Annotated in this window: 15 protein-coding genes; 10 read left to right on the top strand and 5 right to left on the bottom strand. The window is 65.7% G+C overall.

Annotated features, from left to right (window positions below):
* The first annotated feature begins 24 nt into the window (after positions 1 to 24).
* The 9 genes from NY78_RS03465 (at position 25) to NY78_RS03425 (ending at position 10,519) form a co-directional block, all read left to right on the top strand.
* Positions 25 to 960 (top strand): phosphate/phosphite/phosphonate ABC transporter substrate-binding protein, encoded by a 936-nt coding sequence (locus NY78_RS03465; RefSeq protein WP_043631785.1) that lies wholly within the window; start codon positions 25 to 27, stop codon positions 958 to 960.
* Positions 957 to 3,008: a PAS domain-containing protein gene (locus NY78_RS03460; protein WP_043631783.1), complete on the top strand. Its 2,052-nt coding sequence runs from the start codon at positions 957 to 959 to the stop codon at positions 3,006 to 3,008. The genes NY78_RS03465 and NY78_RS03460 overlap by 4 nt, the downstream gene beginning before the upstream one ends.
* A 5-nt stretch (positions 3,009 to 3,013) precedes the next feature.
* Entirely contained in the window at positions 3,014 to 3,391 is a 378-nt protein-coding gene (locus tag NY78_RS03455; protein ID WP_043631781.1) for a response regulator, read from the top strand.
* 7 nt (positions 3,392 to 3,398) lie between these two features.
* Complete coding sequence (locus NY78_RS03450) at positions 3,399 to 5,867, top strand: PEP/pyruvate-binding domain-containing protein (protein ID WP_043631779.1); 2,469 nt, start codon at positions 3,399 to 3,401, stop codon at positions 5,865 to 5,867.
* A 14-nt stretch (positions 5,868 to 5,881) separates the two neighbouring features.
* Entirely contained in the window at positions 5,882 to 6,934 is a 1,053-nt protein-coding gene (locus tag NY78_RS03445) for a protein-tyrosine phosphatase family protein (protein ID WP_043631776.1), read from the top strand.
* Positions 6,935 to 6,993: 59 nt separating this feature from the next.
* Positions 6,994 to 7,368, top strand: a complete 375-nt coding sequence (locus NY78_RS03440; protein WP_043631774.1) for a hypothetical protein — start codon at positions 6,994 to 6,996, stop codon at positions 7,366 to 7,368.
* Positions 7,369 to 7,557: 189 nt separating this feature from the next.
* A complete protein-coding gene (locus NY78_RS03435; protein ID WP_231583735.1) occupies positions 7,558 to 7,878 on the top strand; it encodes a DsrE family protein in 321 nt (106 codons plus the stop codon).
* 86 nt (positions 7,879 to 7,964) lie between these two features.
* Positions 7,965 to 9,137 (top strand): MltA domain-containing protein, encoded by a 1,173-nt coding sequence (locus NY78_RS03430; protein ID WP_043631768.1) that lies wholly within the window; start codon positions 7,965 to 7,967, stop codon positions 9,135 to 9,137.
* A 260-nt stretch (positions 9,138 to 9,397) separates the two neighbouring features.
* Complete coding sequence (locus tag NY78_RS03425; protein WP_043631765.1) at positions 9,398 to 10,519, top strand: PP2C family protein-serine/threonine phosphatase; 1,122 nt, start codon at positions 9,398 to 9,400, stop codon at positions 10,517 to 10,519.
* 29 nt (positions 10,520 to 10,548) lie between these two features.
* On the opposite strand, the gene NY78_RS03420 is transcribed toward NY78_RS03425, so the two are convergent.
* From NY78_RS03420 to NY78_RS03405, 4 genes are all read right to left on the bottom strand, one after another.
* A complete protein-coding gene (locus NY78_RS03420) occupies positions 10,549 to 10,890 on the bottom strand; it encodes an STAS domain-containing protein (protein WP_043631763.1) in 342 nt (113 codons plus the stop codon).
* 86 nt (positions 10,891 to 10,976) lie between these two features.
* Positions 10,977 to 12,200, bottom strand: a complete 1,224-nt coding sequence (locus tag NY78_RS03415; protein ID WP_043631760.1) for a response regulator — start codon at positions 12,198 to 12,200, stop codon at positions 10,977 to 10,979.
* Positions 12,197 to 14,173, bottom strand: a complete 1,977-nt coding sequence (locus tag NY78_RS03410; protein WP_047960013.1) for a PAS domain S-box protein — start codon at positions 14,171 to 14,173, stop codon at positions 12,197 to 12,199. The genes NY78_RS03415 and NY78_RS03410 overlap by 4 nt, the downstream gene beginning before the upstream one ends.
* A gap of 75 nt (positions 14,174 to 14,248) precedes the next feature.
* Positions 14,249 to 14,734 carry an RrF2 family transcriptional regulator gene (locus NY78_RS03405; RefSeq protein ID WP_047960012.1) on the bottom strand — a complete coding sequence of 162 codons (486 nt, stop codon included), beginning with the start codon at positions 14,732 to 14,734 and terminating at the stop codon, positions 14,249 to 14,251.
* Positions 14,735 to 15,089: 355 nt separating this feature from the next.
* On the opposite strand from NY78_RS03405, the gene nhaB reads away from it, so the two are divergent.
* Positions 15,090 to 16,700, top strand: a complete 1,611-nt coding sequence (nhaB, locus tag NY78_RS03400; RefSeq protein WP_043631757.1) for a sodium/proton antiporter NhaB — start codon at positions 15,090 to 15,092, stop codon at positions 16,698 to 16,700.
* Here nhaB and NY78_RS22855 read toward each other — a convergent pair.
* Positions 16,654 to 19,902, bottom strand: coding sequence for an ATP-binding protein (locus tag NY78_RS22855; RefSeq protein WP_082139877.1), 3,249 nt, complete (start codon positions 19,900 to 19,902; stop codon positions 16,654 to 16,656). The two genes, nhaB and NY78_RS22855, sit on opposite strands and share 47 nt — an antisense overlap.
* Positions 19,903 to 19,996: the final 94 nt, after the last annotated feature.

The following is a 19,996-nucleotide window of genomic DNA, read 5'->3' as shown; positions in this document are numbered from 1 at the left end:
CTCCCCGCCTCAGGGGGTGAATTGATGCGGCGAAGGGAGTTCCTGCTGGCGGGCCTTTTGATGCCTTGGCTGACCGCCTGCGGTCACGATGAGGACGCCGTGCGCGTGGACCTCTCCAGGCGCGAAGAACCCACCCTGCGAAAGCTCCCCAGGGCCGTCACCTACGCCTACCTGCCCCAGTACGCCCACACCGTTTCCTACGAACGCCATCGCCTGCTTCTGGAATACCTCACCCGGGCCACCGGGCTTTCCCTGCGCCAGGTGTTTCCCGACACCTTCGAGGAACACGTGCGCATGGTGGAGCGCGGCGAGATCGACATCTCCTTTTCCAATCCCTTCGCCTATATCCGCATGGCCGCCAGCGGAGCCAGGGCCTTCGCCCGCATCATCGAACCGTCGGGCAAGCCGGATTTCAAAAGCCAGATCATCTGCCGCCGCGACAACAAGGCGCTTTCCTCCCTGGCCGACTGCCGGGGCAAACGCTGGATGGCCGTGGACCCGTCATCGGCCGGCGGCTATCTGTACGCGCTGGGCGAATTTCTCGACAACGGCATCCATCGGGCCGACTTCGCCGAGATTTCCTTTGCCCCGGGACCGGGCGGCAAGCAGGAAAAGGTCGTCCTGGCTGTGTTTGCCGGCGTCTGCGACATCGGCTCGGTGCGCGACGGCGCCCTGGACATCCTGCGCGACAGGATCGACCTCGGCCAGATCCGCGTCCTGGCCGAAAGCAAAGCCTATCCCGGCTGGGTCTACTGCGCCCGCCCGGGGCTGCCCCCGGAGACCACGGGCAAGATCGCCAGGGCCTTTTTCGCGCTTAATCCCGAGCGGCCAGACGACGCCGTCATCCTGACCACGGCCGGCATGCGCGGCATCATCCCGGCCGTTGACGCCGACTATAATTCCGTGCGCCGCCTGGCCGAAAAGCTTGGCCTCGACGCCATGGCCGGGGGCGACGAATGATGCCCCGCCTGTCGGCGCTCAGTTTCCGCACCAAGATCAACTGCGGCATCGTGCTCATCGTCGGGCTGATCGCCATTCCCCTGGCCTACCTGACCTGGCGGGCCGCGGCCGAATCGCTCCAGGCCGAGACCCGCAAACGCGGACTGGTGCTGTCGGAAAACCTGGCCATGCGGGTGTCCGACGCCATGCTGTCCATGGATCTCTTGCGCCTTAAAAACATGGTCGACGAGCTCGATAAGGTCGACGACATCAGCTACGCCTTTATCCTCGACCGCCAGGGCAGCGTGCTGGTCCATACCTTCACCGGCGGCTTTCCCGTGGAGCTGCTCGACGTCAACGCCCCCCGGGAGGGCAAGCCCAACATCCGCCTGCTCGACACCGGCCGGGAGTTCATCGACGATTTCGCCGCCCCGGTGGTCATTGTCGGCACGCCGTTTGGCACGGCCCGCATCGGCCTGTCGCGCACCAAGGCCGAGGCCGCCGCCGACCGGCTGGCCCTGATGATCGTTTTTTATTCCGCCGCGGCCATGGTGGCCGCCCTGGCCCCGTCCACGCTCTTTGCCCGGCGCGTCACCGAACGCATCAATCGCTTGAAACTCCACGCCGAAGAGGTGGTCAAAGGCAACCTCGACCACCGGGCCGGACCGTCCGTCCTTCGCCCCTGTTCGGCCATCCTCGACTGCGACAAGACCCTGTGCCCGGCCTACGGCGACAAGAGCCGCCGCTGCTGGCTGACGGCCTCGCCGGACCAGCGCGGCGACGGGCCGGAATCCTGCCGGGACTGCCCGGTCTACCGCGACCAGAAGGGCGACGAGATTCAGGATCTGGCCGAGACCTTCGACGTCATGGCCGTGTCGCTCAAAACCCATCTCGACGAGCTGCGCCAGGCCGAACGGGTGCTCTCGCGCCAGGAACGCCTGCTGCGCACCATCCTCGACGCCACCCCGGATTTCGTCTGCCTCATTGATGAAAATTCCAACTATCTGGCCGTCAACCGTGCCTTTGCCACCTTCGTCGGCCGCCCCACGGAGGCCATCGTCGGCAGCACCGACCGCGACATCTACCCCGAGGACGAAGGCCCGGACATGCACCGGGAAAACCGCCGGGTGCTCGACGCCGGCCGGCCAAGCGACCGCGAAGTGGGCTTTCGCCGCCCAGGCGCGCCGCAGTGGCTCCATATCGTGCGGGTGCCGGTCACCGACCCGGCCGGCCGGGTCATCGGGCTGTTGCGCACGGCCCGCGACGTCACCCAGCTCAAGCAGTTCCAGGAGCAGCTCATCCAGTCCCAGAAGATGGAGTCCATCGGCAAACTGGCCGGCGGCGTGGCCCATGAAATCAACACGCCGCTTGGCGTCATCCTCGGCTATTCCCAGCTCCTCCAGGAAGACGTCCCGGCCGATAGCCAGATCCGGGCCGATTTGCAAACCATCGAGAAACAGGCCAAGGTCTGCCGTAAAATCGTGGCCGACCTGCTCGGTTTTTCGCGGCAGGCCGAAAGCGCCAAGATAGAAATGTGTTTCAACAATTCGCTTATGGAAGCCATCAGCCTCGTGCGCCACGCCCTGTCCCTGGACAAGATCGCCATTGTGACGGATCTCGACGAGCGGATGCCCATCATTTACGGCGACCCGGAAAAACTCAAACAGGTCTGGATCAATCTCCTGTCCAACGCCCGCGATGCCCTGGCCGGACGGGGCGGGGCCATCCTGGTGCGTTCGCGGCTCTTTGCCGCAGACCAGCGGGTCACGGCCTGGTTTGGCGACACCGGCCCCGGCATCAGCCCGGACAACCAGAGCCGCATCTTCGATCCCTTTTTCACCACCAAGCCCGTGGGCCAGGGCACCGGCCTTGGACTGTCCGTGTCCTTTGGCATCATAAACGACCACGGCGGGGCCATCCGGGTAGAGACCCCGGCCCCGGAAGGCTTTTTCGACGCCCTGACCACTGGCGACGAAGACGCGCCTGGCACGGTCTTCGTCGTCGATCTGCCCCTTGAACATGAAGAAACCCTCGGCGGGCAGCGCCCGGCCGATTCCACGGAGGCATAACGCCCATGGCCGACATCATCGTGCTTGACGACGTCATTGACGCCGGGGTCGTCATCAAACGCATTCTGGAGCGCAAGGGACACAGCGTCGCCGTCTTTACCGAGGAGGAGGAGGCGCTCACCCATGTGGCCAAAAAAACCCCGGCCCTGGCCATCCTCGACATGAAGCTCAAAAAACTGAGCGGCGTGGAAGTGCTCGAAGAGATCAAGAAACGCTCGCCCACAACCCGGGTCATCATGCTGACCGGCTATCCCACCCTGGAAACGGCCCGGGAATCGGTGCGCCTGGGGGCCTGCGAATACTGCGTCAAACCCATCGACAAGGACGAACTCGAACGCAAGGTCGAGGAAGCCCTGGCGGCCCCGTTGCCGGGCGAAGGCTGATCGGGGCGTGTTTTCCAAGGAACTCTTTCGCCGCTGGACCTATCAGGTCTTTGCCCCGGGCGTACTGTTGCGGGAAAAGTACAACGCCTTTCGGGAGCTGTTGCGTTTCGACGACGCCTGCCTGGAACTCATTGCCGCCATCGAGGACATCCACTACGGCGGCGCGGCCGTGGACTGGGCCCGGGTGGTCCATCTGACCCGCCGGCTGCGCACCTCGGTCGGCGAACTGGTGGACCGCCTGGCCCGCCTGTCCCCCTCCCGCCACCTCGATCTGCCCGAATACGCCCGCAAGGTGGATTTCTACGTCCAGATGGCCCTGGACCTGCCGGGCGGGGACATGTCCCCGCCCTTTGTCGCCCCTCTGGCCGAACTGGCCGGCGACCTAGCCCGGGGCGGGGGCAAGGCCGCCAATCTGGCCCGGGCCGCCGCCGAGGCCCGGGTGCCGGTGCCGGACGGCTTTGTGGCCACCACCGGGGCGTTTCGCTATTTTCTCGAGGCTTGCGAACTGCGCCCGGGCATCGATCGCCTGCTTCGCCGGGTGGATCTGGCCCGGCCCGATGCCGTGGCCGATATTGCCGGTGAGATCCGAAGCCTCATCCTGACAGCCCGGGTGCCCGAGGAAGTGGCCGGCCCCATTGCCGAAGCCGCTGCCCGCCTGGGCCAAGGGCCGCAGGGAACCGTGCTGCAGCTGGCCGTGCGCTCCTCGGCCGTGGCCGAGGACGGCCGGGCCTCCTTTGCCGGCCAGTACGAGAGCGTGCTTGGCGTCGATCCGGCCGGAGCCGTGGCCGCCTACCGCCGGGTGGTGGCCGGCAAGTACACGGCCAAGGCCATCACCTACCGGGTGCTGACCGGCTACGCCGACGAAGAAACGCCCATGGCCGTCCTCTTTTTGCCCATGCTGCCGGCGGCCGCGTCCGGGGTGCTCTATACCCGCGACAGCGCCGACCTGGACGCGCCCATGACCGTCTACGCCGTGCCGGGCCTGGGCGCGGACCTCGTCGAGGGCGCGGCCAGCCCCGAGCGTCTGGCCCTGTCCCACGCGCCGCCCCACTTTCTGCTTGATCGCCAGACCCTGGACGCCCCGCTGTTGACCGAAGCCGCAGCCAGCCGGCTGGCCAGCCTGGGACTGGCCCTGGAGCGGACCTTTGGCACGCCCCAGGACGTTGAATGGGTCATCAGCCCGGACGGCAGGCCAACCATCCTGCAATCGCGGCCCATGGCCGTGGAGGATGGCCCGTCTCTGGCCCAAGAGGCTCCAACGCCGCCGCGACCGGTTGGCCTGCCCCCCCTTTTGACCGGCGGCATGCGCGCCTCGGGCGGCTGCGCGACCGGCATCGTGCGCTTTGCCGCCACCATTCTGGACATCGACGCCATTGCTCCGGGCACGGTCCTTGTCACCCCCACCCTGCCCACCACCCTGGCCCGGGCCGTGGACCGCCTGGCCGCCGTCATCGCCGTCTCAGGCAGCCGGGCCGGCCATTTCGCCTCGGTGGCCCGGGAGTTCGGCCTGCCGGTCATCACCGGGGCCGCCGACGCCTTTTCGGCCCTGACCGAAGACATGGAAGTGACCGTCGATGCCGACGCCGCCCTGGTCTACCCCGGACAGGTGGCCGCCCTCCTGGCCCGCACCGCCGCGCCCAGGGCCGGCGAAGGCTCGCCCGTGGCCGAGCGGCTGGCCCGGCTGGTGCCGCTGGTGGCCGGGCTGACCCTGACCGACCCGTCTTCGCCGGATTTCACCCCGGCCAAGGTCCGGTCGCTCCATGACGTCGTGCGCTTTGCCCATGAAAAAGCCGTCACGGAAATGTTTTCCCTGGTCGGCGAATCCGGCCGGGGGCTGGCCTCGGCCAAACGCCTGCGCAGCCACCTGCCGCTGACCATGTACGTCCTGGACCTTGGCGGCGGCGTGTTCGAGTCTGCCGCCGGCGACAAGGAACTGCGCCCCGACCAGATCAAAAGCGCCCCCATGTGGGCCTTGTGGTCCGGGCTGGCCGCTGACGACGCTCCCTGGCCCGAGGGGCCGCCGATTACCGACGACGCGGCCCTTGATCGCACCAGCGCCGGCCTTTTTATCAACGACTCCAAGCATCTGGCCAGCTACGCCGTCATCTCCGACACCTACGCCCACGCCATGCTGCGTTTTGGCTACCATTTCACCGTGGTTGACGCCCTGTGCGGTCCCGAAGACGCCCAGAACTACGTCAATTTCCGGTTCAAGGGCGGCGGGGCCGGCTTTGACCAGCGCACCCTGCGCCTGTCCTGCATCCGCCGGGTGCTGACCCATTTTGGCTTTGAGGTGCGGGCCGCCGGCGACCTGCTCGACGCATCCCTCACCCGCATTCCGGAAAAAACCGCCCAGAAACGGCTGGCCATGCTCGGCTGCCTGCTGGCCGCCAGCCGGATGCTCGACATCCGTCTGGCCAGCGAGGCCGACGCCGACGCCTGGGTCGCGGCTTTTCTCGAACGCACCGACCGCTGAGGCGAGACCCTGCCATGGCCGCCCAAAACCACGCCTATCCCCTGACCTGGGTGACCAGCCATCTGGCCGTGGGCGGCGCGCCCATGTCCCATGCGCAGCTCGACTCCCTGAAAAGCCAGGGCGTGACCGCCATCCTCAACCTGTGCGGCGAATTTTGCGACCTCCACGAAATCGAGGCCGCCGCCGGCTTCGAAGTCCATTATCTGCCCATCCCCGACGAAGGCGCGCCGGACATGGCCGCCCTGGAAACCGCCCTGGCCTGGCTCGACGAGGCCATCTACCTCGGCAAAAAGGCGCTCATCCACTGCCGCCACGGCATCGGCCGCACCGGCACGGTCTTAAACGCCTATCTGCTGCGCCGGGGCCTTGGCCACAAGGGCGCGGCCAAGGTGCTGCGGCCGCTGCGCTCCAAGCCGGCCAATTTCGACCAGTGGCGGACGATTCGCCGCTATGGCAAGACCGCCGGGAAGCTCACCGTGCGCGAGCCCCGGCTGGAATCCGGCCGGGCCGTCAATCTGGCTCCGTTTCTGGCCGATTACGCCGCCCTGGCCGCCCTGGCCGGGCAGGCGGCGGCCGGTGTCCCGTGTTGCGGCCGCGACACCGACGCCTGCTGCCGCCGGCCGCTGTGGCTGTCGCTGATCGAAGCCGTGGCCCTGGCCCGGGCCATCGACCTGGGGCTGCCAAGCGAGGTGCGCCACAGCGTCATCGAGCAATCGGCCGAGGCCTCGCGGGAGATGGACGACCTGACCCGGCGCTACGGCGATTCCCGGGAGCTGTGCCTGTCGGCCTGGTCGCGGCTGTGTCCGCTGGCCCGGGACGGAGCGTGTCTGGTCCTGGCCAACCGCCCCATCACCTGCATCACCTACGGCGCGCCCGGCGAAGCCGTGGCCGCCCTGTGGGAAAATACCCTGGAACCGGGTCTGACCGAACTGTCGCGCCAGGTGTTCCTGGCCCTGGCCGGCGCCCTGGGCGATGGGGCGCTGCCCTACTTCGCCCTGCCCGACGTGGCCTCGGGACGCTACGTCTCGGCGGTGTTTCAATATCTGCTGGCCCTTTCCAGGCGTTGACCGCAACCGCCGGGACGGCGTAGGAGAGCGGGTCACACACCGCAACGAAGGAGACTGCCATGGCTGAAGATTTCAGGACGCTTCTCATGGAATCGGACCGGCTCGAAGACGGCGACCGCTGGTTCGGCGACATCCAGATCGGCGGCTGGTTTTATTTTTCGGCCCAGGCCGGGCCGTTTCACGACAGCCGCCCCCGGACGCTCCTGGAAAACCCCATGGGCTACGAATCCTTTGACCTGCGGTTGCAAACCGTTCAGGGCGTGATCAGCTACGGGCGCTACGGAGCCTGGGAAGATCTCAAGAACAAGCCCTGGGCCAAATTGTTCAAAGAGGATCGCCCCACGGTCCTGCACGCCCCGGATGTGCCGGTGGCCATCTGCCAGCAGATTTACGAAGACCTGCTCGCCTACGCCCGCACCAATCCGGTGCCGTAACAGGCGCATTGCCCCGGGGAACCTCGGCCCGCAGCCGGTTCCCCGGCCCCGTTTGCCCAACAGCCCGTCCGTCTCTCCCCACCCACTCGCTCCAGACCCAGGCCGGCCTGTCCGCCTGACCCAGCCCGGGCCTTGGCTGTTGCCCAATCGATCATTTTTATCTATCGATTGTGGCCGGAGGCATAGACCATGCAAATACTTATCACCCTGTCCAGCCCGGACCCCGAGATCAAGTGGAACACCGTACGCTTCGGCAATTTTCTGCTGAGCGAAGGCGAAGACGTCACCATCTTCTTAAACGGCCCGGCCGTGGACCTCATGGCCGGCGACAGCCCGCAGTTTCCCATCGCCGAACAGGCCAAGCTCTTTGGCTTAAGCGAAGGCGTGCTGGCAGCCTGAGGCAAGTGCCTGGGCATCCACGGCGTGGAAGCCAACGCTCCGGTCACCCTGTCCAATATGCCGTTTCTCTATGCCGCCATGCAGGCCGCCGATCGCATCATGAATTTCTAGGTCGCGGCCTGCGCAGGCGGGGAAGGGGGCAAGGCCGTCGCAATGCCCCCTTCCCCTCCTGTGCGGGCCGCGCTATAGAAAGTGGCATGATGCGACCCGCCAAACGACACTTCCGTGCCCTGGCCCTGGCCACCTGTCTGGCAACCTGCCTTCTGACCGGCTGCGCCGGCCTGGAGGACGCCCCACGCCCGGCTGCGGCCCAGCAGACCACTGCCGCCCAGACGCCCGCGGCAACCTCCCAGGTGCGCGCGCCTGTTGCCCCGCCCATCACGACGCCCTGGAACAGCCGCATTTCCCCGGCCAGCCAGCAGATCACGAGCTTTGCCGCCCTGGCCCCGGCGGTTGACCGCTCCATCGCCTATGCCGCCCGCAAACCGGCCAACGCCGTGGCCGTGGACCAGCCCGGGGCCCGCCTGACCTGGGGCCAGCTCCACCAAAGCCTCACCACCTTCCGACGCATCCTGCCCGAACTCGACCGCGACCCGACCGTGCTGGCCAAATATTTCACCTGGGCGCCGCTTGCCACCGATACGCTCCTGACCGGCTACTACGAGCCGACCATCGAGGTCTCGCGCACCCGCCAGGGCCAATACATCTGGCCCATCTACCGCAATCCCGGAGCCTCGGGCAAACAGCACAGCCGGGAAGCCATAGACTACAAGGGCGTCCTTGCCGGCCGCAACCTGGAATTGGGCTTTGCCAAGGACCCCATCGCGGTCTTTTTCCTGCACGTCCAGGGTTCGGGCAAGCTGCGCTACATCGAGGACGGCTCCACGATCTATGCCCTCTTCGACGGGCACAACGCCCACCGCTACGTCGGCGTCGGCCGGGTGATGGTGGAACGGGGCTGCTTCCCCGAAGAAGAGATGAGCATGCAGCGCATCCGCCGCTTCCTGGAGGAAAACCCGTCCCAGGTGCGCGAGTATCTGACCAAAAATCCGAGCTATATCTTTTTCAAGGCCTCCCAGACCCCGCCGGTCGGGGCCATGGGCGTGCCCGTCACCCCCCACGCCAGCGTGGCCGTGGACCCGGGGTTCGTCCCCTACGGCACGCTCCTCGCCGTCGACGGCGACCTGCCCGGCTATCCGCCCGGGACCGGCCCCGGCGTCGAGCGCTTCACCGGCTTCGTCATGGCCCAGGACACCGGCTGTATGCGCGGCAATCATTTTGACCTCTACCTCGGGCCGGGCGAAAAAGCCGCCCATCAGGCCGGCCTCATGAAAGGCACGGCCAAGGCCTACGTCCTTCTGCCCAAGTAGGGAGGGAGAGTAGGAAAGGCAGAAGACGCCTCCGGCGGCCGGGGGGATGATCCCCCGGACCCCTGCAAAGGGAAACGTTTTTCAAGGGGTTCTTGGCGCTGGGCTGCCAGTCCGGGCGGCTTTTGACCGGGACAGTCGAAGCATGCGCTTGATGCGGAACCCCGTTGCTCCTGCGGCCAGAGGGAGAGATAGCCCTTTGGAAATCCACTTGGGCAAAGGGAACGGGCGGGCCAAAGGCCCCCAAAGCTGTGGCGGGAGTTATGACGCGCGTCCTTATCGCCGACGATAACGCCATTTTCCGGGAAGTGCTCAGGCGGCACGTGACATCGCTCTTCGGCTTTGCCGTGGTCGAAGCCGAAAACGGCCTGGAGGCCGTGGCCCTGGCCGAAACCGTGCACCCGGACCTGATCCTGTTGGACCTCTTCATGCCGGGCATCGACGGCATCGAGGCCATCCGCCGCATCCGGGCCGTCCCCGCCCTGGCCGACGTGCCCATCATCTTCCTGTCCGGCGAAACCGACCGTTGCGTCTGGGCCGAAGCGCTTTCGGCCGGGGCCAACGATTTCATGCCCAAGCCCTACCACCGCCAGGAGCTGGCCGCCCGCATCAACCTGCACTTGAAACTCGCCACCCTCGGCCAGGAGCTGCGTCGCCAAAACGATCTGCTCACCCGGGAACAGTATCTGGCCGGCTGTGTCCAGCGCCAGCTGTTGCCCAAGGACCTCGATTTCCCGGGCATCGAGTCGGCCGTGGTCTATCAGGCCCAGGAACAGGTCGGGGGGGATTTCTACGAAGCCTGGGACGACGGCTCGGCCGTCAATGTGGTCATGGCCGACATCTCCGGCCACGGGGCCTCGGCCGCCATGCTCATGGCCGTGTGCAAGGGACTGCTCTTGTCGCTGCGCCAGGCCCGCCTGGTTCCGGAAGAGATCATGGCGGCGCTCAATGCCATGCTGTGCGACCTGCTGCTCGGCGGCGACCTGGACATGTTCGTGACCCTGGCCCTGTGCCGCATCGACCGGAATGTGCCCCTGCTCTCCGTGGTCTCGGCCGGACATGTGCCGGCCTATGTCATCGGGCGCGAGGGCTTAACCGAACTGCCGTCCCAGGGACCGGCCCTTGGCCTCCTGCCCCAGTTCGACTGGACCTCCCGCACCATCCCCTTTGGTCCCGGGGACAGCCTCTTTCTCTATACCGACGGCCTGACGGAACTGCGCGCCCCGGACGGGACGTTTTTCGGCGAGGACAGGGTGCTTGAGCACCTGCGCCCGGGTATTGCGCCCAAAGACCTGATCGGCGAGATCATCGAAACCGCCCTGCCCTTTTGCAAGGGCATCCTCCACGACGATCTGGCCATGGCCGTCCTGCGCCGGCTCGTCTAAGCCGCCCCCTCGCCCGCCCCGGCCAAACCTCAGGCGTAGCGGGCCAGCCCCGAGGCCCGATCGGCAAAGACGTCGAAGACCGCCCCCAGCGTCACCACCCGGATGATCTTGTCCACATGGGGATGCAGACGGCAGATGCCCATGCGGCCGCCATGGGCCAAAACGGCCTTTCGCACCGACACCATGGCCCCGATGGCCTTGCTGTCCATGAAGTTGACCGCCCCGAGATCGAGCAGCAGGTCATCGGCCTTGGCCGCCGCGTAGCGCTCGAGCACTGCGTCCTTGAAATCCGCGCTCCCGGTGTGGTCCACTTCGGGAGTCAGCACCGACACCACCAGACATCCGCCGACCAGTTCCGCCGTCAGGTCCATGCCTGTTCCTCACAACCTGCCCTGGGGAGCGGCCGCCGTGTGCCGCCGGATCGGGAAACGCCAGGGCCGGACGCTTCCCGCAGTGCTCAACCCCCGCTGTCCGCGCCGCCCTGCTCCAGCACCTTCTGACAGGCCTCCCGCCAGACCGGCAGCCGCGGGGCCAGGCCCGAGGCCGCCAGATACAGTTCATCCAGGGGATTTATGGCATAGTCGCGGCTGATGACCACCAGTTCGTGCTCCAGCCGGTTGGCCACGTGCACGGCCAACAGCGGCGAGAAACCGGCCCGCCGGTCGCGCCCGGGTTCGTGGTGGAGATAGACCGCCCGCACCACGGCGTCTTCGACCCCCCAAAGCCCCAGCAGATAGGCCCCGACCTCGGCATGGGAGGCCCCGAAGAAATGCTGTTCCATGTCGAGAATGGTCCCCTGGCCGGCCTGGCAGGCCCGGATGACCTCCAGATACAGTTCGGGAAAATTGGTGGCCATGACCAGCTTGCCCACGTCGTGGAGCAGTCCGGCGATATAGCAGTGTTCGCGCGCCTCGCTTGGGGCGTCCTCCTGGGCCGCAATCTCCCGGGCCAGCCGGGCCGTGCCCAGACAGTGGCTCCACAGCTTCTCCAGGTCGAAGTCGTGAAACGCCTCTTTGTCGAAACGCCCGAACAATCCGACCCCGAGCACCAGGGCCTTGACCACGTCAAGCCCGAGCAGATTGACGGCATGGGCCGGGCTGGAGACATGGGTGCGCAGGCCGAAAAAAGCCGAATTGACCAGTTTGAGCAGCCCGGCGGCCATGCCCACGTCCTGGGCAATGAGTGCGGAAACCTCGCGCACGGACGGATCTTCCTGGGCCAGCACGTCGAGCAGGGCGGCGTACAGGCGCGGCACTGTCGGCAACTGGTCGAGCTTGGCCACCACGTTTTTGACCCGCTCGTCGAGAAACACCTCACGCAGGGACAGTCCCCGGGAAATGACGGCCTTGAGTTCCTCGGGCCGGCAGGGTTTCTGCAAAAACTGATGGGCCGGACGCACGGTCTGCATGATCATGTCCCGGTCGGAATGGCCTGACAGCACGATGCGGATGGCCCCGGGATTGTGAATTTGCGCCTCGCGCAGAAACATGGCCCCGTCCATGCCCGGCATCCGCATGTCGGCCACCACCACGTCAAAGGGCTGCTCGGCAATCATGGTCAAGCCGGTCGGTCCGTCCTGGGCGAAATCCATCTCCCACTCCCCGCGCATGTCGTGAAACATGCGGCGCAGGGCCGAAAGCACGTTGGGTTCGTCATCGACGAACAGAATGCGGGTTTTCACGAATCGTCTCCCTGGGTGGCGGCCAGGGCGGCCTCAAGGCCAAACGGCACCCGGACGGTAAACGTGGACCCCTGCCCCGGCACGGAATCGAAATCAATGGTGCCGCCGTGCTTGGTCACCACGATGTTGTGGGTGATGGCCAGCCCCTGGCCCGTGCCCTTGCCCACTTCCTTGGTGGTGAAGAAGGGGTCGAAAATCTTGCGCCGGTTGGCGTCACTGATGCCAACGCCCGTATCGGCCACCGAAAGCTTGAAAAAATCCCCGTCGGCTTCGGTGCGGATGGTGATGCGGCCCTTCTCGACCGTGCCCTTGACCTTCTCGGCCACGGCATGGGCGGCGTTGACCAGGATATTTAAAATCACCTGGTTAAAATCGCCGGGGAGACAGAACACCGGCGGCAGGCTGCGGTCGAGTTCAAGAATCACCTCGCTTGCATACTTCCACTCGTTTTTGGCCACAATAACGGTGTTTTCCACCGCTGCATTGAGGTCCACGGCGGTTTTTTCCTCGCCGCCGGGATGGGAGAACTTCTTCATGGCCGACACAATGGCCGTCACCCGGCCCACGCCTTCCACCGACTGTTCCAAGGCCCGGGGGGCCTCGTCGAGGAGAAATTCCACATCGGCTTCGCGTCTCGCCGCCTCGATCTCCTCCAGGGCCGCCGGATCGCCGCTGTCGGCCGCCAGCCGCCGGGCCACGGTCTCGATGCGGGCAAAGGCCTGTCCAAATCCGGCAAAGGCCGTGGACAGAAAATGCAGGTTGTCGCCGATATACTGGGTCGGGGTGTTGATCTCGTGGGCAATGCCGGCCGCCAGTTCGCCCAGGGATTCAAGCTTCTGGGCCACGGCCAGCTGGCGCTCCAGGGTCTTGCGCTCACTGATGTCAAAGACGATCTCGAAAAGCCGCAGCTCGCCCCGGCGCGGGGCCGTGACCACGGTTTTAAGCACCGGCACGGTGCGCCCGTCCGGCCGGATCAGGCGCATCTCTTCGTTTATGATATTGCGCTCGGTCAAAACGGAGCAGGTGCCCAGGAGCCGCCCTTCGTTGTCGCTCCAGGCGATGTCGCCGCAGGGCCGGCCGACCAGTTCCGCCCGGCTGCGGCCGCACAGCTCCTCGGCCGTGGCGTTGACGTCCTCCACGAGCTGGGTCTTGGGATCGATGATGAAAATACCGGCCCGGATACCGTTCAGGATGCGCCGCAACACTTCCTGCTCGCTTCGCAGATCCTTTTCCACCCGTTTGCTGTCGGTGACGTCGGTGGCCACGCCCACAATGCCCTGGGCCGAGCCCTCGGCATCGTCGAACCGGGCGCGGTGAAAGACCAGATGGCGTTCCCGGCCCGAGGCGTCCTCCACGGCGATTTCGAACTGCTGCACGCCGCCCCGGCTTAAAATCTCGCGATCCTTCTCTGCCAAAAACGCCCCCACCTCGTCGGAAAAGATTTCGGCGGCGGTCAGGCCCGGGGCGCTTTGGATGGAGACGCCGAGAAAGGTCTCAAAGGCCCGGTTGATGCCGAGATAGTGGCCCTCGGTATCCTGGACGTAGATGGGATTGACGGCGGCGTCCATGAGACTTTTGAGGACGGCCAGCCGGCCGGTCAGGCCGATTTCGTCAAAGGAACTCAGGGCCGTATCCAGGGCGACGCCCAGTTGCGGGAGCGACAACGGCGGGGCAAGCAAGCCCTGGGGATGGCCGGCGGCCAGGGCGGAGAGGAACTCGGGAGCGCCGTCCAGGGCGTAGCAGACCACGGGAAGGCCCTGACTGTGAAAATCGCGGACCAGGGCCGCAGCCGCCGGGGCCGCGCCAGGGGCCGCGACCAGGACCACCGCCGCCGGCAGTTCCCCACCCGGGGCCGCGCCAAGCACGCTATAGCCAAGGGCGGCCAGGGCCGGGGCCAGTTCTTCGGGCACCCCGTCTCCGGCCGCTACGAGCAGGATGCCCGTGCGGACGCCGTCGCCATCCCTGCCATCCATGATCCGCCCCGTTGTTTCGGCCGTTTTAAGTGATACTGGCTGATACTAGGGCATAACGGCGGCGGCGTTCAAGCACTATATGCTGCGGCGGCAACCTTGTGCGCCCCCGCTGCCTGGGAGCGGCTTGTCCGGGGCTGTCCCGGCGGCGGCGCAGTCGGTGCGCCCTGCAATCAAATCGGCCAGGGTGATGGAGTCGAGCTTTTCGTGCATGGCCCGGGCCGCCTCCATCCACACGCCCCGGGTGAGGCACTCGGCGGTGCGCGGGCAGGGACCGCCCTCGCCGTTGCATTCGACCAGGGACAGGTCGCCTTCCAGGGCGCGCACAATGTCGCCCACGGAAATCTCGGCCAGGGGCTTGTCCAGTTCATGGCCGCCGCGCGGACCGCGACGGCTGCGCACAAAGCCGGCATCCTTGAGTTCGCGTACGAGTTTTTCCAGATATTTGACGGAAACCCCCTGGCGGGCGGCAATGTCTTTGATGCGCACCGGACCGTTTTGGCCATGCATGGCCATATCCAGGATCATACGGGTTCCGTAGCGGCTTCGGGTCGTGAGTTTCATTGGCTCGGCCTCCTGGCCGGTGACGTCCCGGACCCGGCCACGCGGGACCGCATCCATACGTTTAAAGTAGACAAATAGCTCCCCGGCGTCAATGAAAACAGCATGATTCCCGGCCGGTTGCAGGCTCTTCTGCAAAGGGGACTGTTTGCGCCTGCCAAACCACCAGCAACCGCTTTGATAATAAACCGTCTGGTCCAACCGGGGGATACCATTGGTCAGGGGCTAAAAACCATGGGAACGGCGCGGGGTTGCGGCTAAAGGCGGAATGCGCCGGCCGGGTTTGGTCCCCGGGCGGCACTGTGTTATGGACTCCCGGCGCTCTGCGCCGTCGCACATCCAGCCAAGGAGTCGTTTCATGCCTCGGACCCTGCCCCGGGCCTTTCTGGCCAACCTGCTCGGCAACGCCCCGGACTGGTACAAACTGACCATTGCCGCCTTCCTCATGGCCAATCCCATTTTGTTCCATACCGTCGGGCCGTTTGTTACCGGCTGGCTGCTCATTGCCGAATTCATCTTCACCCTGGCCATGGCCCTGTCCTGCTATCCGCTGCCGGCCGGCGGCCTGCTCGCCATGGAAGCCGTGATTCTGGGCCTGACCAGCCCGGCGACGCTCTCTGACGAAGCCGCCCACAACTTCCCGGTCATCCTGCTGTTGATCTTCATGGTGGCCGGCATCTACTTCATGAAGGACATGCTCCAGTACGTCTTCACCAAGATCCTCATGCAGGTGCGCTCGAAAATCGCCCTGTCGCTCCTGTTCTGCTTTGCCGGGGCCTTCCTGTCGGCCTTTCTCGACGCCCTGACCGTGACGGCGGTGATCATCGCCGTGGCCTACGGCTTTTACGAGATCTACCACCGCCATGCCTCGGCCGGGAAAAACCGGCTTGGCGACGAAGACGGCCTCGACGAGGTCAGCCGGCGCGATCTCAAGCAGTTCCGTGGCTTTTTGCGTAATCTCATGATGCACGGGGCCGTGGGCACGGCCCTTGGCGGGGTGTGCACCCTGGTTGGCGAGCCGCAAAACCTGCTGGTGGCCCAGGAGATGGGCTGGCATTTCGGGGAATTCTTCCTGCGGGTGGCCCCGGTATCCATGCCGGTGCTGGCGGCGGGCCTGGCCACGACCATGGTGGTGGAGCGCTTTGCCCTGTTCGGCTACGGCTTCAAGCTGCCGACCGAGGTGCGGCGCATCCTGGCCGCCGAAGACGCCCGGCGCGACGCCTCCATGACCCTGCGCTATCGGGCTGGGCTGTACGTCCAGGCCGCAACGGCCGTCTATCTCGTCATCGCCCTGGCCCTGCATCTGGCCGAGGTCGGCGTCATCGGCCTGTCCGTCATCATCCTGCTGACCGCCCTGTGCGGCAAGACCGAGGAGCATCAGATCGGCCAGGCCTTCACCGAGGCCCTGCCCTTTACCGCCCTCTTGGTGGTCTTTTTCGCCATCGTGGCCGTCATCCACGACCAGCACCTCTTTGCCCCCATCATTGAGTACGTCGTGTCGTTGTCCGGCAAAAAACAGACCGCAGCCTATTATCTGGCCAACGGCCTGCTTTCCATGATCAGCGACAACGTCTTTGTGGCCACGGTCTACATCACCGAGACCAAGGCCCATTTCGTCAAGCTCTTCGCCGCCATGCCCGAGCTTGGCATGGACGGGGCCGAGCTGCTGGCCCGGCTGACCGACGCCAAAAACACCCGCGACGCCGTGCTGGCCGCCGTGCCCCAGGCCGCCCTGCCCCAGGTGACGGCCACCCTGGCCCAGTTCGACCGGCTGGCCGTGGCCATCAATACCGGCACCAACATCCCAAGCGTGGCCACGCCCAACGGGCAGGCCGCCTTTCTCTTCCTGCTCACCTCGGCCCTGGCCCCGCTGATCCGCCTGTCCTACGGCGAAATGGTGAAGCAGGCCCTGCCCTACACCATCACCATGACCCTGACCGGGCTGGCTGCGGTCTGGTTCTTTCTGTAAGCCGCCCGTTGCCCTGACTGGTGGCCATGGCCCGGGTTATGGCCGCCAGTAATTCCCGGGCATCCACCGGCTTGACCACATAGTCGTCCATGCCGGCGGCCAGACAGCGCTCCCGGTCCCCGACCATGGCATGGGCGGTCATGGCCAAGATGGGCACGCCCCCGCCGGGCAAGTCCCGTATGCGCCGGGTGGCCTCCAGACCGTCCATGACCGGCATCTGCACGTCCAGCAGCACACAGGCAAATGTCCTCCCGGCCACGGCCGCCACCGCCTCTGCCCCGTTTTGCACTGTGGTCACGCAAAACCCGGACCGTTCCAAGAGCTTGCGGGCGGCCAGGGCATTGACGGCATCATCCTCGGCCAGGAGAATTTGCGGGGGTTGGACCGGGCGCGGCTTCTCCCCAACCAAGGGCACAGGGCCTGCCGGAATCGCCTGCGGCTCCCGGGGCAGCCCCAGGGGCAGCATGAGATAAACGGTGGTGCCGCGCCCTTCCTCACTGTCAATAGCCAAAGAGCCATGCATGAGTTCGACCAGCCGTTTGCTGATGGTCAGCCCCAGGCCCGCCCCCTGCTGGGCCCGGGTGTAGGAGCTGTTGGCCTGGATGAAGGCTTCGCCGACCAGGGCGAGCTTGTCATCGGGAATGCCGGCCCCGGTATCGGCCACGGTAAAAAGAAGCCGGACCTGTCCGGGAGCAACCTGGGACAGCCGGGCGATGTCCACATCCACGCGGCCCCGGCTCGTAAACTTCATGGCGTTGCCGACCAGATTAAACAGAATCTGGCGCACCCGGACCTCGTCGCCGACTACGGCTCCAGGCACGTCGTCCAGGGTGCGGCAGGCCAGGACCAGCCCCTTTTCCAGCACCAGCGGGGCAAAGGTTTCGCGGATGGCCGCCAGCAGGTCTGCCAGGGAGAAGGGAATGGCCGTAAGGACCATCCGGTCAGCCTCGATGCGCGACAGATCCAGGATGTCGCTTAACAGCCGGGTCAGTCGGCTGCCGGCGCGGCGGGCCATGGCGGTGTATTCCCGTTGTTCGGCGTCGAGTTCGGTGGTGTCCAGGAGCTGCATCATGCCCAAAAGGCCATTGAGCGGTGTGCGAATCTCGTGGCTCATGTTGGCCAGAAATTCGCTTTTGGCCTGGCTGGCCGCCTCGGCCCGGCGGGCCAGAAGCCGGGCCTCGCCCACGGAGGCCTCAAGGTCCTGCTTGGATTGGGCCAGGGCGGATTCGACGGCCCGGCGGGGGGTGATATCTTCGATGACGGCAATGAAATACTCCGGTTCACCGGCACTGTCGCGGACCAGGGCCACGGTGAGACTGACCCAGACCACCTGCCCATCCTTTTGGATGTAGCGCTTCTCGATATTGTAACTTGAAACCCCGCCGCTCAGAAGCTGTCCGACCCAAGCAAGGTCTGCGGCCAGATCGTCGGGGTGGGTGATATCCTGAAAACGCTTCCCCAACAGCTCCCCGGCCGTGTAGCCGACAATGGCGCAGAGTTTGCGGTTGACCCGCAGCCAGCGTCCGTCCGGACCGACGTGGGCGATGCCCACGGCGGCTTGTTCAAAGGTGGCCTCAAACCGCCGGTTGCTGGCCAGCAGGGTCTGATCGTTGCGCCGTTTGTCGGCCACGAGCCGCCCGATCCGGGCCAGCAGTTCGCCGTCGTCAAAGGGCTTGACCAGATAGTCCTGGACGCCCTCCCGCAAGAGATTTTGCCGCAAGGCATCGTCGGCCTTGGCCGTCAGCATGACCACAGGCACGCCGTCGAGTTGCGGCCGCTGCCGCATGTCCCGCACCATGGCCTCGCCGCCAACCACCGGCATCATGACATCGGAAACAATGAGATCCGGGGCCAGGGCCAGGGCCATTTCCAAACCCTCCTGGCCGTTTCGGGCCTGAACAACACGGTAGCGGCGTTTGAGAATACCGGTCACATAGGCGGCCATATCCTCGTTATCCTCGACCACAAGCACAAGCGGGGCATCCGCCAACGGGAACGCATCGTCCGAGGCGTCTCCCTCGGCCGGCGACGGCAAGGCCATATCCATGAGTCCTGATTCGGCGCTTGCCGCAAACGGCCTGTCGGCAACAGTGCTCCCCGGCGGGGCAGCCAGGGGCAGGACAAGGGTGAAGGTGGCACCCTTGTTGTCATCGCCCGTCAGCCGGATGTCACCGCCGTGCAGGACGGCAAATTCCCGGGCGATGGCCAACCCAAGGCCCGTGCCGCCATGACGGCGGGTCGCCCCGTCGTCACCCTGGCGAAAGCGCTCGAACACAACAGACCGCAAGGCCTGCGGCACACCCGGACCGTTGTCGGCCACCGTCAGGCGGGCCTGCTCCCCCGTATTTTCGAGAGACAGGCGCACCCGGCCGCCCTCGGGGGTGAACTTGAACGCATTGGACAGGAGGTTGAGCACGATACGCTGAATCTTATCACCATCCGCTTCGCCCGGGCAGGTGTCCGGAACGACGACTTCCAGACTGATGCTGCGTTGCCGGGCCAGCGATTCGAAACAGGAGGCTACGAAACGGACCAGATGGGCCAGATCCACGCGGCCGTAATGCAATTCCATGCGCCCGGCATCGAGTTTGGCCACATCAAGCAGATCGCTGACGTGATGGTAGAGCAGCCGGGCATTCCGCTCCATGAGGCGCAACTCCCGACGCTGGGGATCATCCGGGGCCACCTCCGCCAGCCTCGCGCGCAAGGGGCCGAGAATGAGCGTGAGCGGGGTACGCAGTTCGTGGCTGACGTTGGCGAAAAACCGGGTCTTGAGTTCATCGAGTTCCCGGGTCTTTTCATAGAGACGGGTGATTTCGGCATTGGCCTGCCGGGCGGCATCCAGGGCCTTTTGGGCCGTATCCCGGGCCTGGGCCAGCCGGCGGTGGGTCAGGCTGAACAGCGCCCCCATGGCCAGGAAGATGAGCACCGAAACAAGACTCACCGGCCCGCCCGAGATAAAGGACAACGGCGGCTCCATGAAAATCAGCGAGGCGAGCAGGGCCGAAAGGAATGTTGCCGCCAATCCGCCGGCCATGCCGCCGAGCTGCGAACTGAAAAACACCGCCGGGAAAAACAAGAACCAGATGTAGGGCTTGATCGCACCCCAGAAAATCCACTGCAGGGCACAGGCGGCAAAAGGAAGTGCAATCGCCGCCCCCAGTTGCAACCATCTTTGGGAGAAAACAGGCTTGTGGCCCATAACAGCTCCGTTTCTGCAACACATCAGCGGGCAAAGCCAACAAACCGCCCCCCATCTGGACACGCCGCAGCAGACAAAGAGAATGGGGGAAAGG

Origin of the sequence: Desulfovibrio sp. TomC (assembly GCF_000801335.2) — a bacterium.
Classification (GTDB): Bacteria; Desulfobacterota; Desulfovibrionia; order Desulfovibrionales; family Desulfovibrionaceae; genus Solidesulfovibrio.
Note: the sequence above shows the minus strand (reverse complement) of the source record. Positions and strands in the feature narration are given on the sequence as shown.

Bases quoted from the DNA above. Each gene is read 5' to 3' on its own strand.
- NY78_RS03465 (WP_043631785.1), top strand. From the start codon at position 25: ATGCGGCGAAGGGAGTTCCTGCTGGCGGGCCTTTTGATGCCTTGGCTG.
- NY78_RS03460 (WP_043631783.1), top strand. From the start codon at position 957: ATGATGCCCCGCCTGTCGGCGCTCAGTTTCCGCACCAAGATCAACTGC.
- NY78_RS03455 (WP_043631781.1), top strand. From the start codon at position 3,014: ATGGCCGACATCATCGTGCTTGACGACGTCATTGACGCCGGGGTCGTC.
- NY78_RS03445 (WP_043631776.1), top strand. From the start codon at position 5,882: ATGGCCGCCCAAAACCACGCCTATCCCCTGACCTGGGTGACCAGCCAT.
- NY78_RS03440 (WP_043631774.1), top strand. From the start codon at position 6,994: ATGGCTGAAGATTTCAGGACGCTTCTCATGGAATCGGACCGGCTCGAA.
- NY78_RS03430 (WP_043631768.1), top strand. From the start codon at position 7,965: ATGATGCGACCCGCCAAACGACACTTCCGTGCCCTGGCCCTGGCCACC.
- NY78_RS03425 (WP_043631765.1), top strand. From the start codon at position 9,398: ATGACGCGCGTCCTTATCGCCGACGATAACGCCATTTTCCGGGAAGTG.
- NY78_RS03420 (WP_043631763.1), bottom strand. From the start codon at position 10,890: ATGGACCTGACGGCGGAACTGGTCGGCGGATGTCTGGTGGTGTCGGTG.
- NY78_RS03410 (WP_047960013.1), bottom strand. From the start codon at position 14,173: ATGGATGGCAGGGATGGCGACGGCGTCCGCACGGGCATCCTGCTCGTA.
- NY78_RS03405 (WP_047960012.1), bottom strand. From the start codon at position 14,734: ATGAAACTCACGACCCGAAGCCGCTACGGAACCCGTATGATCCTGGAT.
- nhaB (WP_043631757.1), top strand. From the start codon at position 15,090: ATGCCTCGGACCCTGCCCCGGGCCTTTCTGGCCAACCTGCTCGGCAAC.
- NY78_RS22855 (WP_082139877.1), bottom strand. From the start codon at position 19,902: ATGGGCCACAAGCCTGTTTTCTCCCAAAGATGGTTGCAACTGGGGGCG.